At 64.7% G+C, this 18,189-nt stretch carries 21 protein-coding genes; 10 read left to right on the plus strand and 11 right to left on the minus strand.

Annotated elements, in window-relative coordinates:
- Both LDO29_RS03785 and LDO29_RS03790 read right to left on the minus strand, forming a co-directional pair.
- Window positions 1–1,189 (minus strand): mechanosensitive ion channel family protein (locus LDO29_RS03785; protein ID WP_224078459.1); only part of this gene is annotated, 1,189 nt, incomplete at its 3' end.
- A 70-nt stretch (window positions 1,190–1,259) separates the two neighbouring features.
- Entirely contained in the window at window positions 1,260–1,868 is a 609-nt protein-coding gene (locus LDO29_RS03790) for a J domain-containing protein (RefSeq protein ID WP_224078460.1), read from the minus strand.
- Window positions 1,869–2,070: 202 nt separating this feature from the next.
- Here LDO29_RS03790 and LDO29_RS03795 point away from each other — a divergent pair, with 202 nt between their 5' ends.
- Window positions 2,071–3,039 carry a threo-3-hydroxy-L-aspartate ammonia-lyase gene (locus LDO29_RS03795; protein ID WP_224078461.1) on the plus strand — a complete coding sequence of 323 codons (969 nt, stop codon included), beginning with the start codon at window positions 2,071–2,073 and terminating at the stop codon, window positions 3,037–3,039.
- A gap of 32 nt (window positions 3,040–3,071) precedes the next feature.
- Here LDO29_RS03795 and LDO29_RS03800 read toward each other — a convergent pair whose 3' ends face one another.
- From LDO29_RS03800 to LDO29_RS03825, 6 genes are all read right to left on the minus strand, one after another.
- Window positions 3,072–3,584 carry a hypothetical protein gene (locus tag LDO29_RS03800; RefSeq protein ID WP_224078462.1) on the minus strand — a complete coding sequence of 171 codons (513 nt, stop codon included), beginning with the start codon at window positions 3,582–3,584 and terminating at the stop codon, window positions 3,072–3,074.
- Between the two features lie 18 nt (window positions 3,585–3,602).
- Window positions 3,603–4,430 (minus strand): DUF2092 domain-containing protein, encoded by an 828-nt coding sequence (locus LDO29_RS03805; RefSeq protein WP_224078463.1) that lies wholly within the window; start codon window positions 4,428–4,430, stop codon window positions 3,603–3,605.
- A gap of 512 nt (window positions 4,431–4,942) precedes the next feature.
- On the minus strand, window positions 4,943–5,491 hold the full coding sequence (gene phaP / locus LDO29_RS03810) for a TIGR01841 family phasin (protein ID WP_224078464.1): 549 nt from the start codon (window positions 5,489–5,491) through the stop codon (window positions 4,943–4,945).
- A 406-nt stretch (window positions 5,492–5,897) separates the two neighbouring features.
- Window positions 5,898–6,161 (minus strand): hypothetical protein, encoded by a 264-nt coding sequence (locus LDO29_RS03815; protein WP_224078465.1) that lies wholly within the window; start codon window positions 6,159–6,161, stop codon window positions 5,898–5,900.
- Between the two features lie 445 nt (window positions 6,162–6,606).
- Window positions 6,607–7,443 carry a GntR family transcriptional regulator gene (locus tag LDO29_RS03820; protein WP_224078466.1) on the minus strand — a complete coding sequence of 279 codons (837 nt, stop codon included), beginning with the start codon at window positions 7,441–7,443 and terminating at the stop codon, window positions 6,607–6,609.
- 167 nt (window positions 7,444–7,610) lie between these two features.
- Complete coding sequence (locus tag LDO29_RS03825; protein ID WP_224078467.1) at window positions 7,611–8,582, minus strand: Bug family tripartite tricarboxylate transporter substrate binding protein; 972 nt, start codon at window positions 8,580–8,582, stop codon at window positions 7,611–7,613.
- A gap of 377 nt (window positions 8,583–8,959) precedes the next feature.
- On the opposite strand from LDO29_RS03825, the gene LDO29_RS03830 reads away from it, so the two are divergent.
- Both LDO29_RS03830 and LDO29_RS03835 read left to right on the plus strand, forming a co-directional pair.
- Entirely contained in the window at window positions 8,960–9,220 is a 261-nt protein-coding gene (locus tag LDO29_RS03830; protein ID WP_224078468.1) for a hypothetical protein, read from the plus strand.
- Between the two features lie 45 nt (window positions 9,221–9,265).
- A complete protein-coding gene (locus LDO29_RS03835) occupies window positions 9,266–9,526 on the plus strand; it encodes a hypothetical protein (RefSeq protein ID WP_224078469.1) in 261 nt (86 codons plus the stop codon).
- 107 nt (window positions 9,527–9,633) lie between these two features.
- Here LDO29_RS03835 and LDO29_RS03840 read toward each other — a convergent pair whose 3' ends face one another.
- The gene (locus tag LDO29_RS03840; protein ID WP_224078470.1) at window positions 9,634–10,332 is read right to left on the minus strand and encodes a DUF899 family protein; all 699 of its coding nucleotides are present in this window, start codon (window positions 10,330–10,332) and stop codon (window positions 9,634–9,636) included.
- Window positions 10,333–10,722: 390 nt separating this feature from the next.
- Between LDO29_RS03840 and LDO29_RS03845 the strand changes: the two genes are divergently transcribed.
- The 6 genes from LDO29_RS03845 to LDO29_RS03870 all read left to right on the plus strand — a co-directional run bounded on the left by LDO29_RS03845 (window position 10,723) and on the right by LDO29_RS03870 (window position 14,583).
- Complete coding sequence (locus LDO29_RS03845; RefSeq protein ID WP_224078471.1) at window positions 10,723–10,983, plus strand: hypothetical protein; 261 nt, start codon at window positions 10,723–10,725, stop codon at window positions 10,981–10,983.
- A 42-nt stretch (window positions 10,984–11,025) separates the two neighbouring features.
- A complete protein-coding gene (locus LDO29_RS03850; protein ID WP_224078472.1) occupies window positions 11,026–11,286 on the plus strand; it encodes a hypothetical protein in 261 nt (86 codons plus the stop codon).
- Between the two features lie 41 nt (window positions 11,287–11,327).
- Window positions 11,328–11,588, plus strand: a complete 261-nt coding sequence (locus LDO29_RS03855) for a hypothetical protein (RefSeq protein ID WP_224078473.1) — start codon at window positions 11,328–11,330, stop codon at window positions 11,586–11,588.
- Between the two features lie 1,059 nt (window positions 11,589–12,647).
- The gene (locus tag LDO29_RS03860; protein ID WP_224078474.1) at window positions 12,648–13,523 is read left to right on the plus strand and encodes a c-type cytochrome; all 876 of its coding nucleotides are present in this window, start codon (window positions 12,648–12,650) and stop codon (window positions 13,521–13,523) included.
- A 106-nt stretch (window positions 13,524–13,629) separates the two neighbouring features.
- Window positions 13,630–13,962, plus strand: a complete 333-nt coding sequence (locus LDO29_RS03865; RefSeq protein ID WP_224078475.1) for a DUF2322 family protein — start codon at window positions 13,630–13,632, stop codon at window positions 13,960–13,962.
- 72 nt (window positions 13,963–14,034) lie between these two features.
- Window positions 14,035–14,583, plus strand: a complete 549-nt coding sequence (locus LDO29_RS03870; RefSeq protein ID WP_224078476.1) for a hypothetical protein — start codon at window positions 14,035–14,037, stop codon at window positions 14,581–14,583.
- Window positions 14,584–14,683: 100 nt separating this feature from the next.
- Here the strand turns inward: LDO29_RS03870 and LDO29_RS03875 are convergent, their stop codons facing one another.
- Both LDO29_RS03875 and LDO29_RS03880 read right to left on the minus strand, forming a co-directional pair.
- Window positions 14,684–15,415 (minus strand): BON domain-containing protein, encoded by a 732-nt coding sequence (locus LDO29_RS03875; protein WP_224078477.1) that lies wholly within the window; start codon window positions 15,413–15,415, stop codon window positions 14,684–14,686.
- A gap of 173 nt (window positions 15,416–15,588) precedes the next feature.
- Window positions 15,589–17,253, minus strand: coding sequence for an AMP-binding protein (locus LDO29_RS03880; protein ID WP_224078478.1), 1,665 nt, complete (start codon window positions 17,251–17,253; stop codon window positions 15,589–15,591).
- A 713-nt stretch (window positions 17,254–17,966) separates the two neighbouring features.
- Here LDO29_RS03880 and LDO29_RS03885 point away from each other — a divergent pair.
- A complete protein-coding gene (locus LDO29_RS03885) occupies window positions 17,967–18,131 on the plus strand; it encodes a hypothetical protein (RefSeq protein ID WP_224078479.1) in 165 nt (54 codons plus the stop codon).
- Window positions 18,132–18,189 lie beyond the last annotated feature (58 nt).

The following is an 18,189-nucleotide window of genomic DNA, read 5'->3' on the forward strand; positions in this document are numbered from 1 at the left end:
GCCCAACCGTGTTGTGGCGCGGCTTTCTCGTGCTGCACGAGGTCTCAAAGATGTATCGGCTATTCCGCCAAAACGAATAGCATTCGTCTTCACTTTGTGGGTAATCCTGAGCGCTGAAAGCGGGAGTCGGCGTGGCGTGCTGCGCCTCCGCATCGCGCTCGAAGCGCAGCCGTGGCAGATGCTGTGGGAATTCGCGCTGCATGAAGTCGATCAGAGCCTCGCGGATCCTGCAACGCAGGTCCCATGCCAGGCCGGAGGAAGCCGCGGTGCACAACACGCGAAGCTGCATGGTGCGCTCGGTGGCATCGGTGACCACGAGATTGAAGAAGCGCTGGTCCCATTCGGGCGCTGCGTGCACGACCCTCTCCAGTTCCTTGCGCAGCGGCGCCAGCGGCATGCCGTAATCCACGTGGAAGAACACCGAGCCCATGATCTGCGCACTGTTGCGCGTCCAGTTCTGGAACGGCTTCTCGATGAAGTACTGCAACGGGATGATCAGGCGGCGTTCATCCCATAGCCGCATCACGACGTACGTGCCAGAGATTTCCTCCACCCGCCCCCACTCGCCTTCGACAATCAGGACATCGTCGAGCCGGATCGGCTGGGTCAGCGCGAGCTGCAGTCCGGCAATCATGTTGCTGAATACTGGCTTGGCGGCGAAGCCGGCAATCAGGCCGACCACGCCGGCCGAGGCGAGCAGGCTCGCGCCCACCTGCCGCGCGCCCGGAAAGGTCATGAGCAGCATGGCGGCGCCCATGATCGTGGCCAGCGTCATCGCAATGCGCGAAAGCACGCGCGTCTGCGTGTGGATGCGGCGCGCTCCCATATTGTCCGCCACGTCGACCGGGTGCCGGTCCATGACGCCTTGCGCAAAGCCGGAGATGATCCGGACCACCAGCCACGTTGCCGCCGCGATCATCAACAGGCCGTTGAGATGGCGCACGTTGCCGATCCAACGCAGTTCGTCGGGCGCCGCCTGCCACACCGTCTGCAACGCGAGCAACGGCAGCACGACGCTCGACGGGGCGCGGGCTTTTCTGACGATCGCATGCAGCACTGGCGCGGGCCGGGTCAGGCGCAGCAGTACCAGCCCGCCCAGGCGATGCGCAATCAGCGCGACGAACACAGCGGCCACGGCCGCTGCCCATGTACCAAACCAGGGGTGTGCGAGGAGGATTCCAATATTCATCGGTCATCCTTGAACAGGCTGGTGAAATGCGCAGGGAAACGTCCGGAACGCCGTTCCGGAAAGCTGGCGGCTAGGTACGGATGCCGAACAAGCCTTGCCAGAACGATTCGAACGCGCCCGGGTGACGGTTGGTTTGCCTGGCGTCATCGGCATGTGGCGCCGCGGCGGCGGCAGGCTCCTCTGCCGCAGCATCGGGCTCGGGCGCTTGCGCGGCCTGCGCATGTGCCCTGCGCGACTCCTGCAGGGCCCATACGCTGTCGGCGATGCGCGCGGCCAGTTCGGCCTCGCAATCGTGGCCGAGCAGCACGCCGAAGAGGACGTCGCGATTGTGGCCGTCATCGGCAAAGCGCATCGCAACGGCGACCATCTTCTCGTAATGTTCCTGCGCGACGCGCTGGGCTTCGCGCTGTGCCGCGCGCTCCTGCTCTTCCTGCGCCGCGTGCTCGGCCTGCCAGCGGCGCATTTCCTGCTCGAATACCTCGTCGTAAATCCGGCGCTGCCCGGTATCGGACAGGATGGCGTAGGCGTCGCGGATCTCCTGGAATGCCGCATGCGCCTCGGCCTCACGGCCAGGATTGCGGTCGGGGTGCCACTTCATGGCGGCACGGCGGTAGGCGCGCTTGATCTCGTCCAGGGTAGCGTCCGATTCGACGCCGAGGGTTGCGTAAAGGGTAGTCATGGGCCGATGGGGCGGCGGCTGCGGAAGGGCTCATCCTAGCATGCGATACCGCTCCCGCATGGCTGCACGCATGTCGACGCAAGGCGGCAACCGGCTCAGGCGCGAAGAACTGTTCGAGCACGTTCAGCACGACTATCGGACATACTGTTCAAATACTGGCCTGCTGGCGCCAAACGTAATCACCCGCTGAATGGACATTTTTATGACCACCCTGGATCTCCCCACCTACGCAGACGTCGAGGCCGCTGCCAAACGACTGGAAGGCATCGCGCATCGCACGCCGGTCAATACCTCGCGCACGCTCAACGACATCCTCGGCGCGGAGGTGTTCATCAAGTGCGAGAACTTCCAGCGCATGGGCGCCTTCAAGTTTCGCGGCGCCTACAACGCGCTGTCGAAGTTCAGCCCCGAACAACGCCGTGCGGGAGTGGTCGCGTTTTCGTCGGGCAACCATGCGCAAGGCATCGCGCTGTCGGCCAGGCTGCTGGGCATTCCCGCCACGATCGTGATGCCGCACGATGCGCCGGAAGCAAAGGTCGCGGCCACCAAGGGCTATGGCGCCAACGTGGTGATCTACGATCGCTACACCGAAGACCGCGAGGCCATCGGCCGCCGCCTGGCCGACGAGCACGGATTCACGCTGATTCCGCCGTATGACCATCCGGACGTCCTGGCCGGACAAGGCACGGCGGCCCGGGAACTGTTCGAAGAAGTCGGCGCGCTGGACGCCCTGTTCTGCCCGCTCGGCGGCGGTGGCCTGCTGTCCGGCACGGCGCTGTCGACGCGCGCGCTGGCGCCGCAATGCAAGCTCTATGGCGTGGAGCCCGAAGCGGGCAACGACGGCCAGCAATCGTTCCGCAGCGGTTCGATCGTGCACATCGACACCCCGAAGACCATTGCGGATGGCGCGCAGACCCAGCATCTGGGCCAATACACGTTTGCGATCATCAAGCGCGATGTCGACGATATCCTGACCGCGACGGATGCCCAGCTCGTCGAGACGATGAAGTTCTACGCGTCGCGCATGAAGATGATCGTCGAGCCCACTGGCTGCCTGAGCCTCGCCGCTGCCTTGCAGAGGAAGGACGCGCTCAAGGGCAAGCGGGTCGGCATCCTGATCAGCGGCGGCAATATCGACCTGGAGCGCTTCTGCGCGCTGGTCTCGGCATAAGCCGTTCACAGCGCGCCGGCACCTTCGCCCCCTCAATACGGAGGATTCACCACGACGTATTGCGATCCCTGCGGCTGATACCACGTGCTGCCACACTGCTGGTAGACCATGCCCGCGTAGTTGACCGGCACGCAGCCCGGCGGCACCGTGCGGACCATGGAGCCGATCACCGCCGAAGTCACGGCGACCGTGGCGGTGACGGCGGCGGCCGTCGCCACCGGGTGGTAGTCGTTGTCCCAACCGCAGCAGCCGCCGTGGGACTCGACGTTGACGTTGACGTTGCGGCTGGAATTCACATTGACATTCCGATTGACATTGTTGACGCTCGTGCTCCGCACGTTATTGGTCCGTGCGTCGGCGCGCTGGTTGTCCACTTGCCGGGCGCCACCTCCACCACCGCCTCCACCCGCGCGCGCCCCGCCACCTGCATGGGCGCCGCCGCCACGTCCGCCGCCGATTGCCTCAGCCGTCGGCGTCCACCCCGCAGCCGCGAGGCCCAGCACGGCCATGCCCGCGGCAAACCGCTTTCCGAATGCGTGTCTCATGGCGTCGCTCCTTTACCTTTACTGGGACTTGAGGGGGATGAACTCGGCCTGCTTGGCCCCCTGCGGCGGCTTGAACGCGAAGGCGGAACTGCCGAACTTCGGATTCAGGTTCCACTTGTAGAGCGTGACCGACTGCGGCCGCGCCTCGTCGGCGCGATTGGTGATCACGAGCTTGCGCGGCAGCGGCCGGCTGCCGGACTCAATCCAGATCTGCCAGTCGATCTGGCCCTGGCGGAACGCGTAGTGATCGCAGATCGCGCCGCCGATGATGTCCTGGCCGGCGTTCATGGCCGACTGCATATCGTCGAGCGGGGCGGCGTCGGTGCCCCACAGGAACAGGTCGGCCGACGGGATCTCGACGCCGAACCGCGCCCGCAGGCGCTCGGTGAGCGCGCCGAGGTTTTCGTTAAATGGTGCCTTGGAGTAAGACTTCTGCGCCGGCGTATAGAGCGTCACGGTCGTGCCGTCGTAGATCAGGTCGCGCTGGGAACGTGCGCTGCGCATCCGGGCTCGCAGCTTGTTCGGCCGCGCGATGTCGAGGTCGGCTGTGGCGGTGTGCTGCAGCTTCTGCCCATCGGCCAGCACCCGCTCGCCGGACAGGTCGATGACGACCTCGAACTGCCGGAGCGTCTGCAGATACTTGCCCATGTTATTCAGAGCCTGGATGGCTGCCGGGTCAACAGCGTTGGCGGCCGGTTGTGCACTGCCCGCCGACACCGGTGCGGGAGCAGGGGCGGGAGTTCCCGCTGACGGGCTCGCCGCCGAACCGGAGGCGGTTGGCGGCGCACTGCTGCAGGCCGCAAGGCCCGCGAGGGATACCTGGACGAAGAGCGTTCTCAGTTTCATCGCTTGTTCTCCTTACCCCTACCGGGCGGACTGAATACAGGTCATTGCACGCCTCCCCCATGCACTTGCGCCAGGGCACCGCATGCCCCTTAACAACGCAGGCCGCAGCCACTTGCGTCAAGCCTGGTCGACGGCAAGCCAGCAAGCGCAGCCAAGTGCACCTGTCGGCGCAATGTCTCCTGTGAATTTATGGCAACGCGTGACGAAGCCGTAGTGAATGTTCGCGACGATGATCTGAAAGTTTTCGCTCTGCGACGGTCCCTGGGCCTGTGCCGCGGGCCGACCGGCAACGCAGTCGGCAAGGAGAACGCCGCTTCACGGCTAGTGGCGGAATTCGTATCGGATGGCAGGAGATCTTGATTCGCCGCTGTTGGCGGCTGGCCACTGTCACCTTGCGGCGCAATCCCGTGGCCGGGGGCAACGCGATAGCGTGCCAGGCGGGAGTCATACCAGGCAGGCCAGCCGGTGCCGGCCTGCCCTGTCACAATGTCGCCGGCCATGCCGGCGACAGGTCAGGCCTTGGCGGAAGCCGCCTTGCCAGCCGCAGCTGCGGCGGCAGTGCCGGCGGCAATGTTGCCGCGGGCGAACTCGGTCATCTGCTTCGAGACTGCCTGAGCCGAGCGGTAGGTGTTGCCTGCGGCGTCGACGGTCGACTGCAGCAATGCGGAAATAGCTTCGGACCCGGCCGGCGCGTTCTTCACGAAGGTATCGACGAAGGCTTGCAGGTTGCGGTGATGCTGTTCGTATTGCTCTTCCACCGCGCGGGCGAGTTCCGCCTGCGCCTGCGAGGCGATCTCGCACACCTGGCGCGCATACGAAATGGCCTTCTCGGCTGCGGGCTGGGCCAGGTTGCCTTGCGCGGCCAGAACCTCTCTCAGGTCCTTGCCGCCCAGCACGGCTGCCAGGCTCTCCTGGCCTTCGGTCAGCGCCGACTTGGCGGTCTGCAGATTCAGTTCCGTCAGTTTCTGGAACCCGTCAATGGTTGACTTCGACAGCATGGCCAGATTGGCCAGGTTGGTCTTGTGGAGCGCCGCGAACTGATCGGAAGTAAAGGCGGACATGCGTGGATTCTCCTTGGGATCGACCGGCCAGAAGGGCGTCATGTGCCGCCATGACGTTCTGACCGAGGTTGGTTTCCTTGATTGCGGCGCGTCGGCCAGAGCCGCGCCACACCAAGATGGAAAGATTAGAAGAAATCCTCTAAGTCGATCCCTAGGTAGTTACCAGCACCCTGCTGCGTGGAATGGGATTTTGTGCTTCATGCGTCATGTATTAACATTTTCTTACCAATAAAATGCTGCAACGCGAGACGCCTCCGTCGCGTAGCCACAACATGCCTCAGCCATCCACGGTCACCCTGGCTTGTTGCACCTGCTTAATGCTGTCCCGCGAATCCGGCTTCGGACCGGGCAATGCGCTGCGTACCGGATGACGCCCGGTCAGGCATCGTGATATTTGCCGTCGGCGTCAGATCTGGTCGAGCAGGCTACGCACGATATCGGCAAGCCGCCCGGCCCGCTGGCGCCCGTTGGCATCCAGGTCCATGGCGCTGCCGCCAGCGAGCGCCTTGAGACCAAAGAACGCATCGCCGACGTCGCGCCAGCCGGGAAAGTCTGCATGCACACGCTCCAGCGCTGCGGCGCCGGCGGCTACCTTGGCCGGCTCGGGTTGCCTGCCGGCGGCCAGTTCATCAAGGGAATCGGCGGCATCAAGCAAGCCTTTGCGGTTCATCTACGGTATCCCCCGGAAATTGTCTGTCGTAGCCGCAGTGTTGGCGGCTGCCGCGGTCGTGGCCGCAACTGCCACTGTAGCAGGACATGCATCGCCCTGAGCGCCGGGCACGGTGCTACGAGCGAAGACCGGACGCGCCGGAGCAACTGCCCGCCGTGTCTTGGACAACCTGCAATGCGTACTGCCATATTACGGCGACCATTTCGACCCAGGTTCCATGGCACGCTCGCTCGTCGCCACGGGCTCGGCGGAAGCCGCCCGCGCCCAGCTTTTGGTCAACATCGCGATCGGCCTCATCCTCGCGGAAATGGCTGGCGTACGCAGCAGCCCCAAGCTCGGCAAACTGATTGCGCTGGCCACCGGCTCGATCAGTTCCGCTTGCGATGGCACCGCTTGGTCTGCCCCGCAGGCGGGTTCGGGATTGGCCATAAGGCCGGCGCGCGCTCTACCGCAGGCCGAGCGTGAAAGGCAACAGCAGAACATTCACGAGAAGCAGGCCATACGCGATCATCATGACCGGCGGGATCGCCGGGCGCACCGCCTCCTCGCCCTCCGGAGGAACCGCACGCCTGCGATTCCATACGAGTCCCGCCCCCACACCCAGTACAGCAAGCCCTGATACCAGGCTTTCCAGGATCAGTGGCACCGGCCTGGGCTTCGCGCGCGGCTGGCGCGTTGCCGTGGATACAGGCAACGCGCCGGCTTTCTTTTCAGGCACGTCTTCCAACCCGGATGTCGCAGATATCATGGGATCTATGGCCGCCGGACCCGACGCGGCAGCCGGCGTATCGCGCGATGCGGCCTTCCCTGGCTTGGGCGGCCTGGGCACCGCCTCATGGCTTGCCGCCCCCGGACTGTCCGCCGCCCCCTGTCGAGCCAGGGTCTGCTTGCCCGGCGCTTTCTGCATGGCGTCGCGCTGCCGCCAGAACAGATGGAAGACACTGTCCAGGCATCGCACGGAATCACAGGCGTCCCGCCTGGCGCGCCAGGCAGCGATGTCGGCGGCCTGCATGGTGCCCTTGCGCAGCATCCTCTGCTGCTCGGCATAGATGCGCTCATAGCGCTGCGACAGCATGGTGTACTCGCAGATCAGGTGTTCCTTGCGTGCGCCCGACCGCGGTTCGCATCCCACACCACTGCCGTAAGGCTCCTCGCAACGGGCCGGCGAACCGCCAACAGGCGTGGTGCAGGCAATGTCCGATGCGTGCGCACCCTTCCCTGCAGACAAGGCCAGCAGCCCTGCCGCAATCAGCGGGGTCATGCGTCCATTGAGTCTCTTCATCGTCAGCCCTCGACTCGGCGATGCGGGCTTTCAACGTTAGTCGATGCGGCACCGGCGCCCAAGCTGGCATTGCAGCTTGCGTGCGGTAGACCACCTGGCGCCGGGTCGCCGGCGTCAGGTGTGAGCCTTAAGACTCGGTCAGGTACAAGATCGGGGCGCGCCAGGCCTTACGACCCAGCCTTGTAGTTCGTTTCCTTCACGATCCTCTTCCACCGCGCAGTGTCATCGGCAATGGTCTTGGCGAACTGCTCCGGCGTGCTGCCCACGGCCTCGTAGTCGATCGCGGTCAGCTTTTCCCGGATCTCCGGCAGCGCCACGATACGGGTCACTTCCTTGCTCAGCCGAGTGATGATTTCCTTCGGCGTTCCCGCCGGGGCGAGCAAGCCGGCCCACGAACCGAATTCCAGGCCGCTATAGCCGGCCTCCTGCATGGTCGGTACGTCCGGCAGGGCGGGTGAACGCTTGTCCGACAGCACCGCGAGCGGGCGCAGCTTGCCGGCCTTGATCATGGCCATCGAGTTGAACGGGTCGATGGTCATGTCCACTTCACCGGCCACTACGGCCTGCATCTGCGGGCCAGTGCCGCGGTAGGACACGCTCACGATATCGGGCGTACCGGCTGTCGCCTTGAAGCTGGCGCCGATCAGCTCGATCATGCTGCTGCCCGCCGACAGGCTCAGCGGCTTGGTCTTGGACTTGGCCAGCGCCACGAACTCCTGCACGGTCTTGGCCGGCACGGACGGATGCACCACCATCACGAAGCCGATATTGCTGATCAGCGAAATCGGCTCGAAGCTCTTCAACGGGTCATAGCTGGCCTTGTAGATCAGCGGGCTGAGCGTCTGCGCGCCAGCCGTGTTGAGCAGCAAGGTATAGCCGTCCGGTGCCGCGCGCGCGACGACATCGGTACCGATGATGCCGTTGGCGCCGGGCCGGTTCTCCACCACCACCGATTGCTTGAGCGCCTCGCCAAGCTTCTGCGAGATCAGGCGTGCCACCACATCGGTAGCGCCGCCCGGGGCAAATGGCACCACCATCCGGATTGGCTTGCTGGGATAGGTGTCGCTCCAGGCCAGTGCGGGCATGACGCCCAGCACGGCTGCGCAGAGCATCAGGCGGCGACGGAAATTCAGCTTCATAAGGTGTCTCCAGTACTGCGTTGACCGGGTGCGGCCGCATAGGGCCTGCACTGTTCGATATTCATAGTTGTGAATTGGATTTTACGCAGTCGAAATTCGACGTCAATGTGGGTATGCACGGACATGCCCCGCCCGAGATGTCATCACCGGGCAGACAGGTGAGGCCGGATGTGTCTGCCTGCCGCAGACACGTCAGCCTCGCCCGTTTGCGGATGCGGAGGGTCGACTTACGATTTTTATTCTTTATTTTCAATAGGTTGATGCTGCCGCCAGCGGCTGGAACCAGGGCTGGCACACCCTATGCGTATATGCCTGCGAGCGCAACACTAAATGCTCTCCAACCCCAAGCCAAACCAGCACACCCAAGGAGTTCCATCATGTCCCTCACCATCCAGAACCTGCCCGTCGAACAAGACCTCGACCACGCCCGCATGAGCGCCGTACGCGGCGGCAGCCTGTTCCTGAACAACGGCATCAACGCGATCATGGGCGGCTCGGGCGTGTCCTTCGCCAGCCCCAACATCATCGTCGCCCCGGTCACCCAGGTCGATGCCTCGACCCGCACCAACATCGACCTGACGAGCATCAGCAACCTGCTCAACAACGTCGGCGGCATCGTGCAGGCCGCGCAGCACTAATCCAGTTCGTCCATCCCGTTCATTCAGCCTACCCAGGAGACCATCATGTCCTTGACCATCCAGAACCTGCCGCTTGAACAAGACCTTGACCATGCCAAGATGGGCGCCGTGCGCGGCGGCAGCGTCTTCGTGAACTCCGGCATCAACGCCATCACCGGTGGCAGCGGCGTCTCGTTCGCCAGCCCCAACACCATCTTCGCGCCGGTCACGCAAGTCGATGCCTCGACCCGCACCAACGTCGACCTGAAGACCAAGACGAACACCATCAACAATGTCGGTGGCATCGTCGCAGCCCTGCAGCACTGAGTTGTGCGAGGCTGCACCCGGCCGCAGAGTATGCGGGCCCGCTCAGCCCGTGTTGCCGCCGGCACCTGCAAGGACCGCCCTCCATGGGCGGTCTTTGTTTCTGTGGACTAGTACTCCAGCTTGGGATACCAGTCTGTACCGCGCCCTTCCGGCGTAGTGTCCAGCAAGCTCCACAGCGAATCCAGGTCCGGTGCACCGCGTGGGTCCTGGCCGGGATCCGGCGGGACGCCGAACAACTCGCCGCTCCAGAAATGCCGGATCTTGCCGTCCCGGCGCGTGAAGACCGTATAGCCCGGGGTATCTGCATCTTCGGGACTGACATAGTCGCGTGTGAAATCGCCGTCGACGTCCGCGTAGACCTTCAGCTTCGTCCAGCCGCGCGCCCGCCGGGCGGCAACCAGCCGATCAATCGGCGAGCGGGCCACCATTGCCAGCGCCACACGCTGTTCGATATCGGGCACCTTGTGGTCCCACGACGCCATGATCGACGTACACATCGGGCAAGGCCTTTCGCGCTGCGGCCCGAACATGTAGCTGTAGATGACCAGCGTGTCCTTGTCGCCGAAAAGGTCGGCAAGCGTGACCGGGCCGTTCTCGCTCTGGAACGTATAGCGTCTGGTCACCTCTCCGCCCGGCGGCAGCCTGCGCCGCTGTTCGGCCACGCGTTCAATATGGCGACGCAAGTCGATCTCCTCCGCAAGCAGCGCATTGCGCGCCTGGCGGTATTCGGCGCTTTCATTGGGAAAGTGGATGCGGTTGCGTTGCGCCAGTTCCATTGCGGGAACAAGCTCTGACTTTGCATTCATGTCGGCCCTCCTTTCAGTCGGTCGCCCCATGAAATGTGTGTCCTCCGCCCCAGGGGCAATACCGACGCATTCCATGGTTCTGTTCTGGTTCGTGTCAGCCGATGGCAAATCGTTCCGCGCGATGGGCGCGCCGTTTGCCATCTGCCACGCGGGTGTCTGCCCGCCGCAAACATGCCGCCAATGCAGTGTCGGCCCTGCGCAGACAGTACACCGGCCATGCAACTCCCCGCCGCATCTGGCGATTCCAGATTTCTCTTTTGTTTTCAATGAGTTGATATCGCCAGGCTGTTTCCCGACCGATGCTGGCACATCCCATGCATATATACCTGCGAGCGCAACACTAAATGCTCTCTGATCCAAGCCAAACCAGCACACCCAAGGAGTTCCATCATGTCCCTGACCATCCAGAACCTGCCCGTCGAACAAGACCTCGATCACGCCAAGATGAGCGCCGTGCGCGGCGGCAGCGTCTTCGTGAATTCCGGCATCAACGCCATCACCGGTGGCAGCGGCGTCTCGTTCGACAGCCCCAACACCATCTTCGCGCCGGTCACGCAAGTCGATGCCTCGACCCGCACCAACGTCGACATGAAGAGCGTGACGAACACCATCAACAACCTGGGCGGCATGGTTGCAGCCCTGCAGCACTGATCCACCCCATCCAGTTCATTCCAGCCTACCCAGGAGACCATCATGTCCTTGACCATCCAGAACCTGCCGCTCGAACAAGACCTCGACCAAACCAAGATGAGCGCCGTGCGCGGCGGCAGCGTCTTCGTGAACTCCGGCATCAATGCCATCACCGGTGGTGCGGGCGTCTCGTTCGCGAGCCCGAACACCATCGTGGCCCCGGTCACGCAGGTGGATGCCTCGACCCGCACCAATGTCGACGTGAAGACCGTCAACAACATGCTCAACAACGTCGGCGGCATCGTCCAGGCCCTGCAGCACTAATCCAATCCATTCCGTTCATTCAGCCTACCCAGGAGACCATCATGTCCTTGACCATCCAGAACCTGCCGCTCGAACAAGACCTCGACCATGCCAAGATGGGCGCCGTGCGCGGCGGCAGCGTCTTCGTGAACTCCGGCGTCAACGCCATTGCCAATGGCGCAGGTGTTTCGTTCGCCAGCCCGAACACGATCTTCGCACCGGTCACGCAGGCCGATGCGTCGACCCGCACCAACGTCGACATGAAGACCGTGATGAATACGATCAACAATGTGGGGGGAGTAGTCGCGGCCCTGCAGCACTGAGCCGCGCGGCAGGAACGGAGAAGCCGGCGCCAGTTCGCGCTCTCCGTTTCACGCGGGCCGGCGCCTTGCGCCCGGCTCTTCTTCAAAGATCGTCCTGCCATGGGCGGTCTTTGTTTTTTTTGGCCCTTCGCTGAATTGCGGGGGCTGTGGGGAGGATTGGGTTATCGTGCTTGGCGGGCACCGCTGTTTCGCCGGCGTAGCCGGCGACCTACTCTTTTGTCCGAGCGACAAAAGAGTAGGCAGAAAAGCGCGTCGCCTGGCGGCTGGCCATCAACGGTGCGCCTCTATGGTTCGAGCGGCTTTGGTCTCGCGATGCCTGGTTGCCCGTTCGACCCTGCTACGCCATGTGAGTCAGAACCTCTGCCTGGCGTTAAGCGACTTTTGTACGATCCCCAAGTTGGACTCGGGTACAGCGTTCCAATAGCCTCAGTGGTGGGACGCCTACGGCTGCGCTGCGCGCACGTCCAAGTCGACGGGCAACCTCATCAGTCTCGCCGGCACCACGATGTCCTCTTCTTTACCCCGCGCATGGCACATGCGCCCAGCGCTTCGTCACTACGGCGCGGCTCGGGCCAGACCTTCGCGCCCCGACTACTGACTGCGCGCAGCGCAGCCGTAGGCGTCCCCGCGATATCGCTGTTAGTAGGGACCACTCCGTAATCCGGGTTCGTTCGTACGCCCTGTCCCATCCTAATCATCTACGCGGCAGGCAGTCTGGTTATGCCCCTGGACCGTCTTCACCTCGTCGAGCCGTTCGTCAACCACGAAAACGCGTTTTTGCCTACTTTTGCCGCTCGGGTAAAAGTAGGTCGCCGGCTACGCCGGCGAAACAGCCACGCCTGCCAAGAACACCAACCCAATCCTCCCCACACTCCCGCAATTCGGCCAAGAACCTTCTTCTTGGCCCAGCGCCGCAACTTTGACCAATTGAGTCTGCACGCGAGGCAGGTTACAGTCTGATCCGCTCAGCGCCGCCCGGCCCTGGGCAACCTTGTCCGGCGATGACAGGGGCCCACCAATATGCCGGCCACACATCGCCCCGACGCAGGAGATCAAGGCATGAGCGCGTGGATTGCACGGACGATGGGCAAGATTGGCTTCGCCGCTGCCTTGGCGTTGAGCATGGCGCCGGCCATCGCAGGCGGCCCCGGTACGCTGACCATTACCGCCGGCACGCAACAGCGGAGCTGGACCGTCGACCAGCTGCTGCATGATCCCCGCCTCACCAACATCAGCATTGACGATGAGAACCTGAAGCAGCGCCTGACCTTGAAGGCGATCCCGTTCGCTGCCCTGCTGGCCGGCCTGCCGGCAACGCCCGAGGGCAGCGCCACGACGGCCGCTTCCGATGGCTATGTGTCGCACTTGCCGATGCGCCTGCTGCTGGCCGAGGGCAACGCACAGCCGCGCGCGTGGCTGGCAGTGGAAAATCCCGCCGCGCCGTGGCCAATGCTCAAGGGCCAGGGCATCGGGCCGTTCCGGCTGGTCTGGACCGCGCCGGCCGGCCGTGCCGGGACGGTCACCGAGAGCTTCTGGACCTACAACATCGAGCGCATCGACATTACCGCTTCGCCAGCCGAGCGCTATCCGGTCATCCGGCCTGCCGCTGGCCATCCCTCCGACGGCCCGGTCATGCGTGGCTTTGCCGCGTTCCAGCGGGTCTGCCTGTCCTGCCATTCGCTGAACGGCGGCGGCGACTCCCACCTTGGCCCGGACCTGAACATGCCATACAGCCCCGTCGAATACCTGGGTGACGACAAGCTCGTGCGGCTGATCCGCAACCCGCAGTCGCTGCGCTGGTGGCCGGACGCTCGCATGCCGTCGATCGACAAGCGGACGCTGCCGGATGCCGAAGTGAAGGATCTTCTCGCGTATTTCCACCACATGACGGCAACGCGCAAGCGGGTCGCACCCGCTGCTAAACATCGGCAGTAACGCGCCTTTCGCCTCCGCAGTCCGCAGGCTCTGGCAGCCTCACCCCGGCACCGTACCCGCGATCGGATAAGATACGCCCCGTTTTGCCAACCAACGGAGTGCTTCAGTGATCCAGCCCACCCCTGTATTCAAGGACAACCTCGCCCAACTGCCCGCCATCGACGGTATCGCACGCATCGACCTGATCGATGGCAGCGGCGCGGTGGTGGCCAGCATCGAGAACCAGCCGGGCAAGCAGGGCTCGCTGGCCGTGTATCACTACCTGCAACAGGTATTCGGCACGCTGGATGCCAAGGCCGCCGAACATGGCCTTGCGCTGTTCGCCGAACACACAGCCGACGCCCGCAACCGCCGCGGCGCGCACCCGAATGTCGACCGCCTGCTGGCGATCGCAGCCGGCGGGGAAGCGCTGCGCATCAACGTGGTAGCCACGGCCTGAGGCGTGCCGCTATCAAGTGACCGCACAGAAGCGCCGTAAACCTCTCCAGATTTCGCCCGGAGCATTCCCCCGATGAAGAAGGCTTTCCTGTTCGCCGCCGCGCTTTCTGCGTCCCTCGCCTACGCCGAGCCGCCAGGCAACCTGGCCGCACCGCTCGGCCTTGAGCTCGGCAAGACCCGGTGCGCGCGGCTGACGCCCGGGCCGAACCGCGTGACGACAGGGAAAGCGCAATGGGCTGGCGGAGATGCCATCGAGATCCGGAATCTCGAACGGTTCAACCTGCCAGGCCTGAGCCGCGCCATCGTCAACTGCGATGCGCAGGACACCGTGGCACTGATCAGCCTGACGTTCGACCGCTCGGCGCTGGAGGACGTCACCGGCAAGCTCAACGCCCGCTACGAGTCGAAGCGCAAGACCGAGGCCAATGCCGAGAACGCCTATGCCGAATGGGCGGCGGCCAACGGCAGCCTTGAGTTGCTGTATGCGCGCGACGGCAAGCAGTTCACCGTCGCGTACTGGGCGAAAGGGGCCAAGGCGAAGTACTTTGCCTATAGCGGGACTTCCAGCGAGAAAAAGCCCGTGCCGGAGGCGCCTGCCCCGAAGCAGCCTGCGCCGTTATAGCGGCGCGGCCTGCCCGCCCTCTGCGGAGAACGCAAGCGCGGGCAGCCGGCCTTGCACCGGAACCGCCCACGAAGACAGAGATAAAGCAGGAACCCGCCGATCAGCTGCGCAGCGCGATGTGGTTGACGACGTTCTCCACGCCGTGCACGTACCAGGCATCGCGCTCGATCTGCTTGCGCGCGTAGTCGGTCGCCGCGTAGCCTTCCAGCTTCACCACGCGGTTCTCCGTGCGCACCGTAATGCGGCCCGCGTCGACGAACGGGTCGGTCTCCAGCACCAGCATCAGCGCCTCGGTAATCTCATCGTCCCGATCGGTCTCGGCCGGTGCCACGACCAGTTCATTGACCACGCAGCGGCAACCACGGGACCACCACGCCAGCACGCCAGCCAGCCGCATATGCGACAGACTGATCACCTGCCCGCTGAGCGTGACCACGCCATTGCTGGCCGCCACTTCGATCCAGCCACTGCGTTCGCCCACGGCTTCACGCATGGACTCGAGCTGGCCCTTCACCTTCGCGCAGATCTTGAAATTGCGGAAATCAATCGCGTTGAGCAGGCGCTCGCATACGGCGTCGCGCAGCTCGCCGTCACCAACGGGCGTGCCGCCGTCGGCCACGCGCAGGTGGTCGATCACGCTGGTTACGCCGTCCACCCGCCGCACCATGGCGGCCGCGCGGGTCTTGTCGACAATGTCCGCCACCTCGCCTTCCAGGATCAGCGCGCCGTCGGACAGCCGCAACTGGATCTCGGGATGGAGATGGTGACCCTGATAAGGCACATGTGCCAATGCTGCGCGCGCCTGCGTCAGCACCGCTTCGCTACTCTGCATGATGTCTGCCTCGCCTGATGGTCTGGAGCCTGGAAGGAGCGTGCCCCTGCCTGCAGGCACGCCTGGCGCGGCGCCAGCCCGCTACCGATGACGAGGAGCAAGGCGGCACCGCTTCCCCATTATAGGAAGCGGTATGCCGGCCTTCCTGACGCGTTGGCGGCGTGCTGGCGGCGTCAGTTCGCCTGGCCGGCGGCCTGCACCTCGCGCGCCTTCGCCACCTCCTGGTTGCGCAGGATGAAGCGCTGCACCTTGCCGCTCGGGGTCTTGGGCAGTTCGGCCACGAACTCGATTTCGCGCGGATAGGCGTGCGCCGCCAGGCGCTTGCGCACGTGCAAGCGCAGTTCTTCGGCCAGCTCCGGCGTGGGCCGGTATTGCGGATCGAGCACGACGAAGGCCTTGATCAGCTCGGTGCGCTCCGGATCGGGCTTGCCGATCACCGCGGTTTCCACCACGGCCGGATGCTCGATCAGCGCGCTTTCCACGTCGAACGGCCCGACCCGGTAGCCCGAGGTAGTGATCACGTCGTCGGCGCGGCCGATGAAGCTGATGCTGCCGTCGTCATTAAGCTCGGCGGAATCGCCGGTCAGGTAGTAGTTACCGGCAAAGGCGCGCGTGGCCGTGCCGTGGTAGCCGGGGAACCAGCACATCGGCGACTGCGTGAGGTCCAGCGCCAACGTACCAGGCTGGCCCGCAGGCAGTTCGCGGTTCTCGTCGTCGAGCACCACCACGCGGTGGCCCGGGCTGGCAAATCCGGCCGCGCCCATGCGCACCGTATGCGCCAGCGCATGGTGATTGCACAGCACCATGCCGGTTTCGGTCTGGCCATAGTGGTCATGGATGGTCACGCCCAACTCGTTGGCGAACCAGCGGATGACTTCCGGGTTGAGCGGCTCTCCCGCGCTGCTGACTGCGCGCAGCTTGCCGCGCAGCGGGTCCGATACCGCCTTGCCGGCCGCGATCAGCAGCCTGTACGCGGTAGGCGACCCGGCCAGGTTGGTGATGCCGTATTTCCGGATCACGCGGCACGTGCTTTCGACGCTGAACGGGCCGTCGTAGAACGTGGTCGGATGGCCCAGCGCGAGCGGCCCAGTGACCGCGTAGTACAGGCCATAGGCCCAGCCCGGGTCCGCCAAGTTCCAGAAAGCGTCCTCCTCGCGCAGGTCGACCGCATCGCGCATATAGCCAGCGAACGCCACGATGGCCTTCAGCGGCACCAGCAGCGGCTTGGCCGGGCCCGTGGTGCCCGATGTGAACATCATCAGGAACGGGTCGCCGCCGCGCCGCATGACGGGCTCGAACTCCGCGGGCTGGCGGTCCACTTCGGCCCAGAAGCTGAAATCGCCGCGCACGAGGCCGCGGCCCTTGTCGCCGGCCACCGTGACGATGGGCGGACAGTCGGCAACATCGTCGAGCTTGCCGCGGTTGGCGCCGTCGGTCACCACGAGCTTCGCACCCGAGGTATTCAGCCGGTGTTCGATAGCCTTGGGTCCGAACGCGGTGAACAGCGGCTGGTAGACCGCACCGGCGCGCCATGTGCCGAGGATGGTGGCCAGCAATTCCGGCGTGCGCGGCAGCAGGCCGGCCACGCGGTCGCCGGGTTGCACCCCCTGTGCCTTCAGGAAGCCCGCCACCTTCGCGGAGAGCGCCTGCAACTGCGTAAACGTCCAAGTCTCGGAAGTGCCGTCGCGCCCTTCCCAGAACAGGGCGATGCGGCCCGGCAGCGCATGCCGGTCGCAGCATTCCACGCAGGCATTCATGGCATCCAGGTTGCCGTGCAGCTGGCGGCTGACGGCGTCCGGGTATGAGAATCCGGCAAAGGCTTCGGTGTAGTCGCGCATGGTGTCTCCAACCTTGTCATCGCTGTTCTGCGGCGCGGTGCGTCGAGGCACGCGCCTGGCCGCACGAGTGTGTTCCAGCGCCCCGCGCGCGACAATAGCCGATTGCGCCAGCAAGGCTGACGGTTTTTGCCATGTGCGCGGCATACGGCACTTTTGCACGGCCGTGACGGTTGACGCATCCTGCCCCGGGGGCTAGACTGCCCGCTGTTTATCGCCTTGGGGTTCCAATTGGACTCAGCCAGTTGTCCTGACGGACACAACAGGTAACCCTCGCCAGACCCGCATCCCTCTCCACTGCTGAAGCTTTCACCGGCAGTGCATCACAGGGCCACCGTCTGGCAGGTATCGCCTGACGGTGCGCATCGATCGTGGCTTTCGCCGCGGCCCGTTTTTCCCGCACCACACGAATTTGCATCGCATGTCCGGCCCGCTCGTGCCGCGAGCCGCCGCGCATGCCCGTTTTGCCACGTGACCGGCGCATGCGCGCATGCCTGCCGCGGACCCGTGGCCGCCGCCGTGTGCTGTTCGCAAGCCTTGCCGGCGCACGCCGATCCACCCGAACCGGAGCCTTCCATGCCCGACGACCCTTGCAGTCCCTTACCGAAGCCGGCGCGCACCGGGGCCTGCCCGCGCGCCGTTCCCGCAAGCTCCCGTTTCCGGCCGCCGCAATACTGACCCCTGGCGCCGGATCGGGAATCCACCGGAGACCTGCCATGAAGTTCTCGATCCTGCTGCCTGACTTCCGTCACCCCGACGTCGCCGCGCACGACGCCGACCGCCTGCGCGCCATGCGCGAACTGTCTCGTCCGGGACGCCTGCGCCGCGCCCTGAAGCGTCTGGGCGCGATCCTGCGCACCCGGCGCCTGCAACCGCGTTGACACTGCGCTGACACCCCATGGGCGTCGGTATCGCCACATTGAATCAACATGACGATAC

The organism is Cupriavidus laharis (assembly GCF_914271435.1).
In the GTDB taxonomy this organism is placed as follows: Bacteria; Pseudomonadota; Gammaproteobacteria; order Burkholderiales; family Burkholderiaceae; genus Cupriavidus; species Cupriavidus laharis.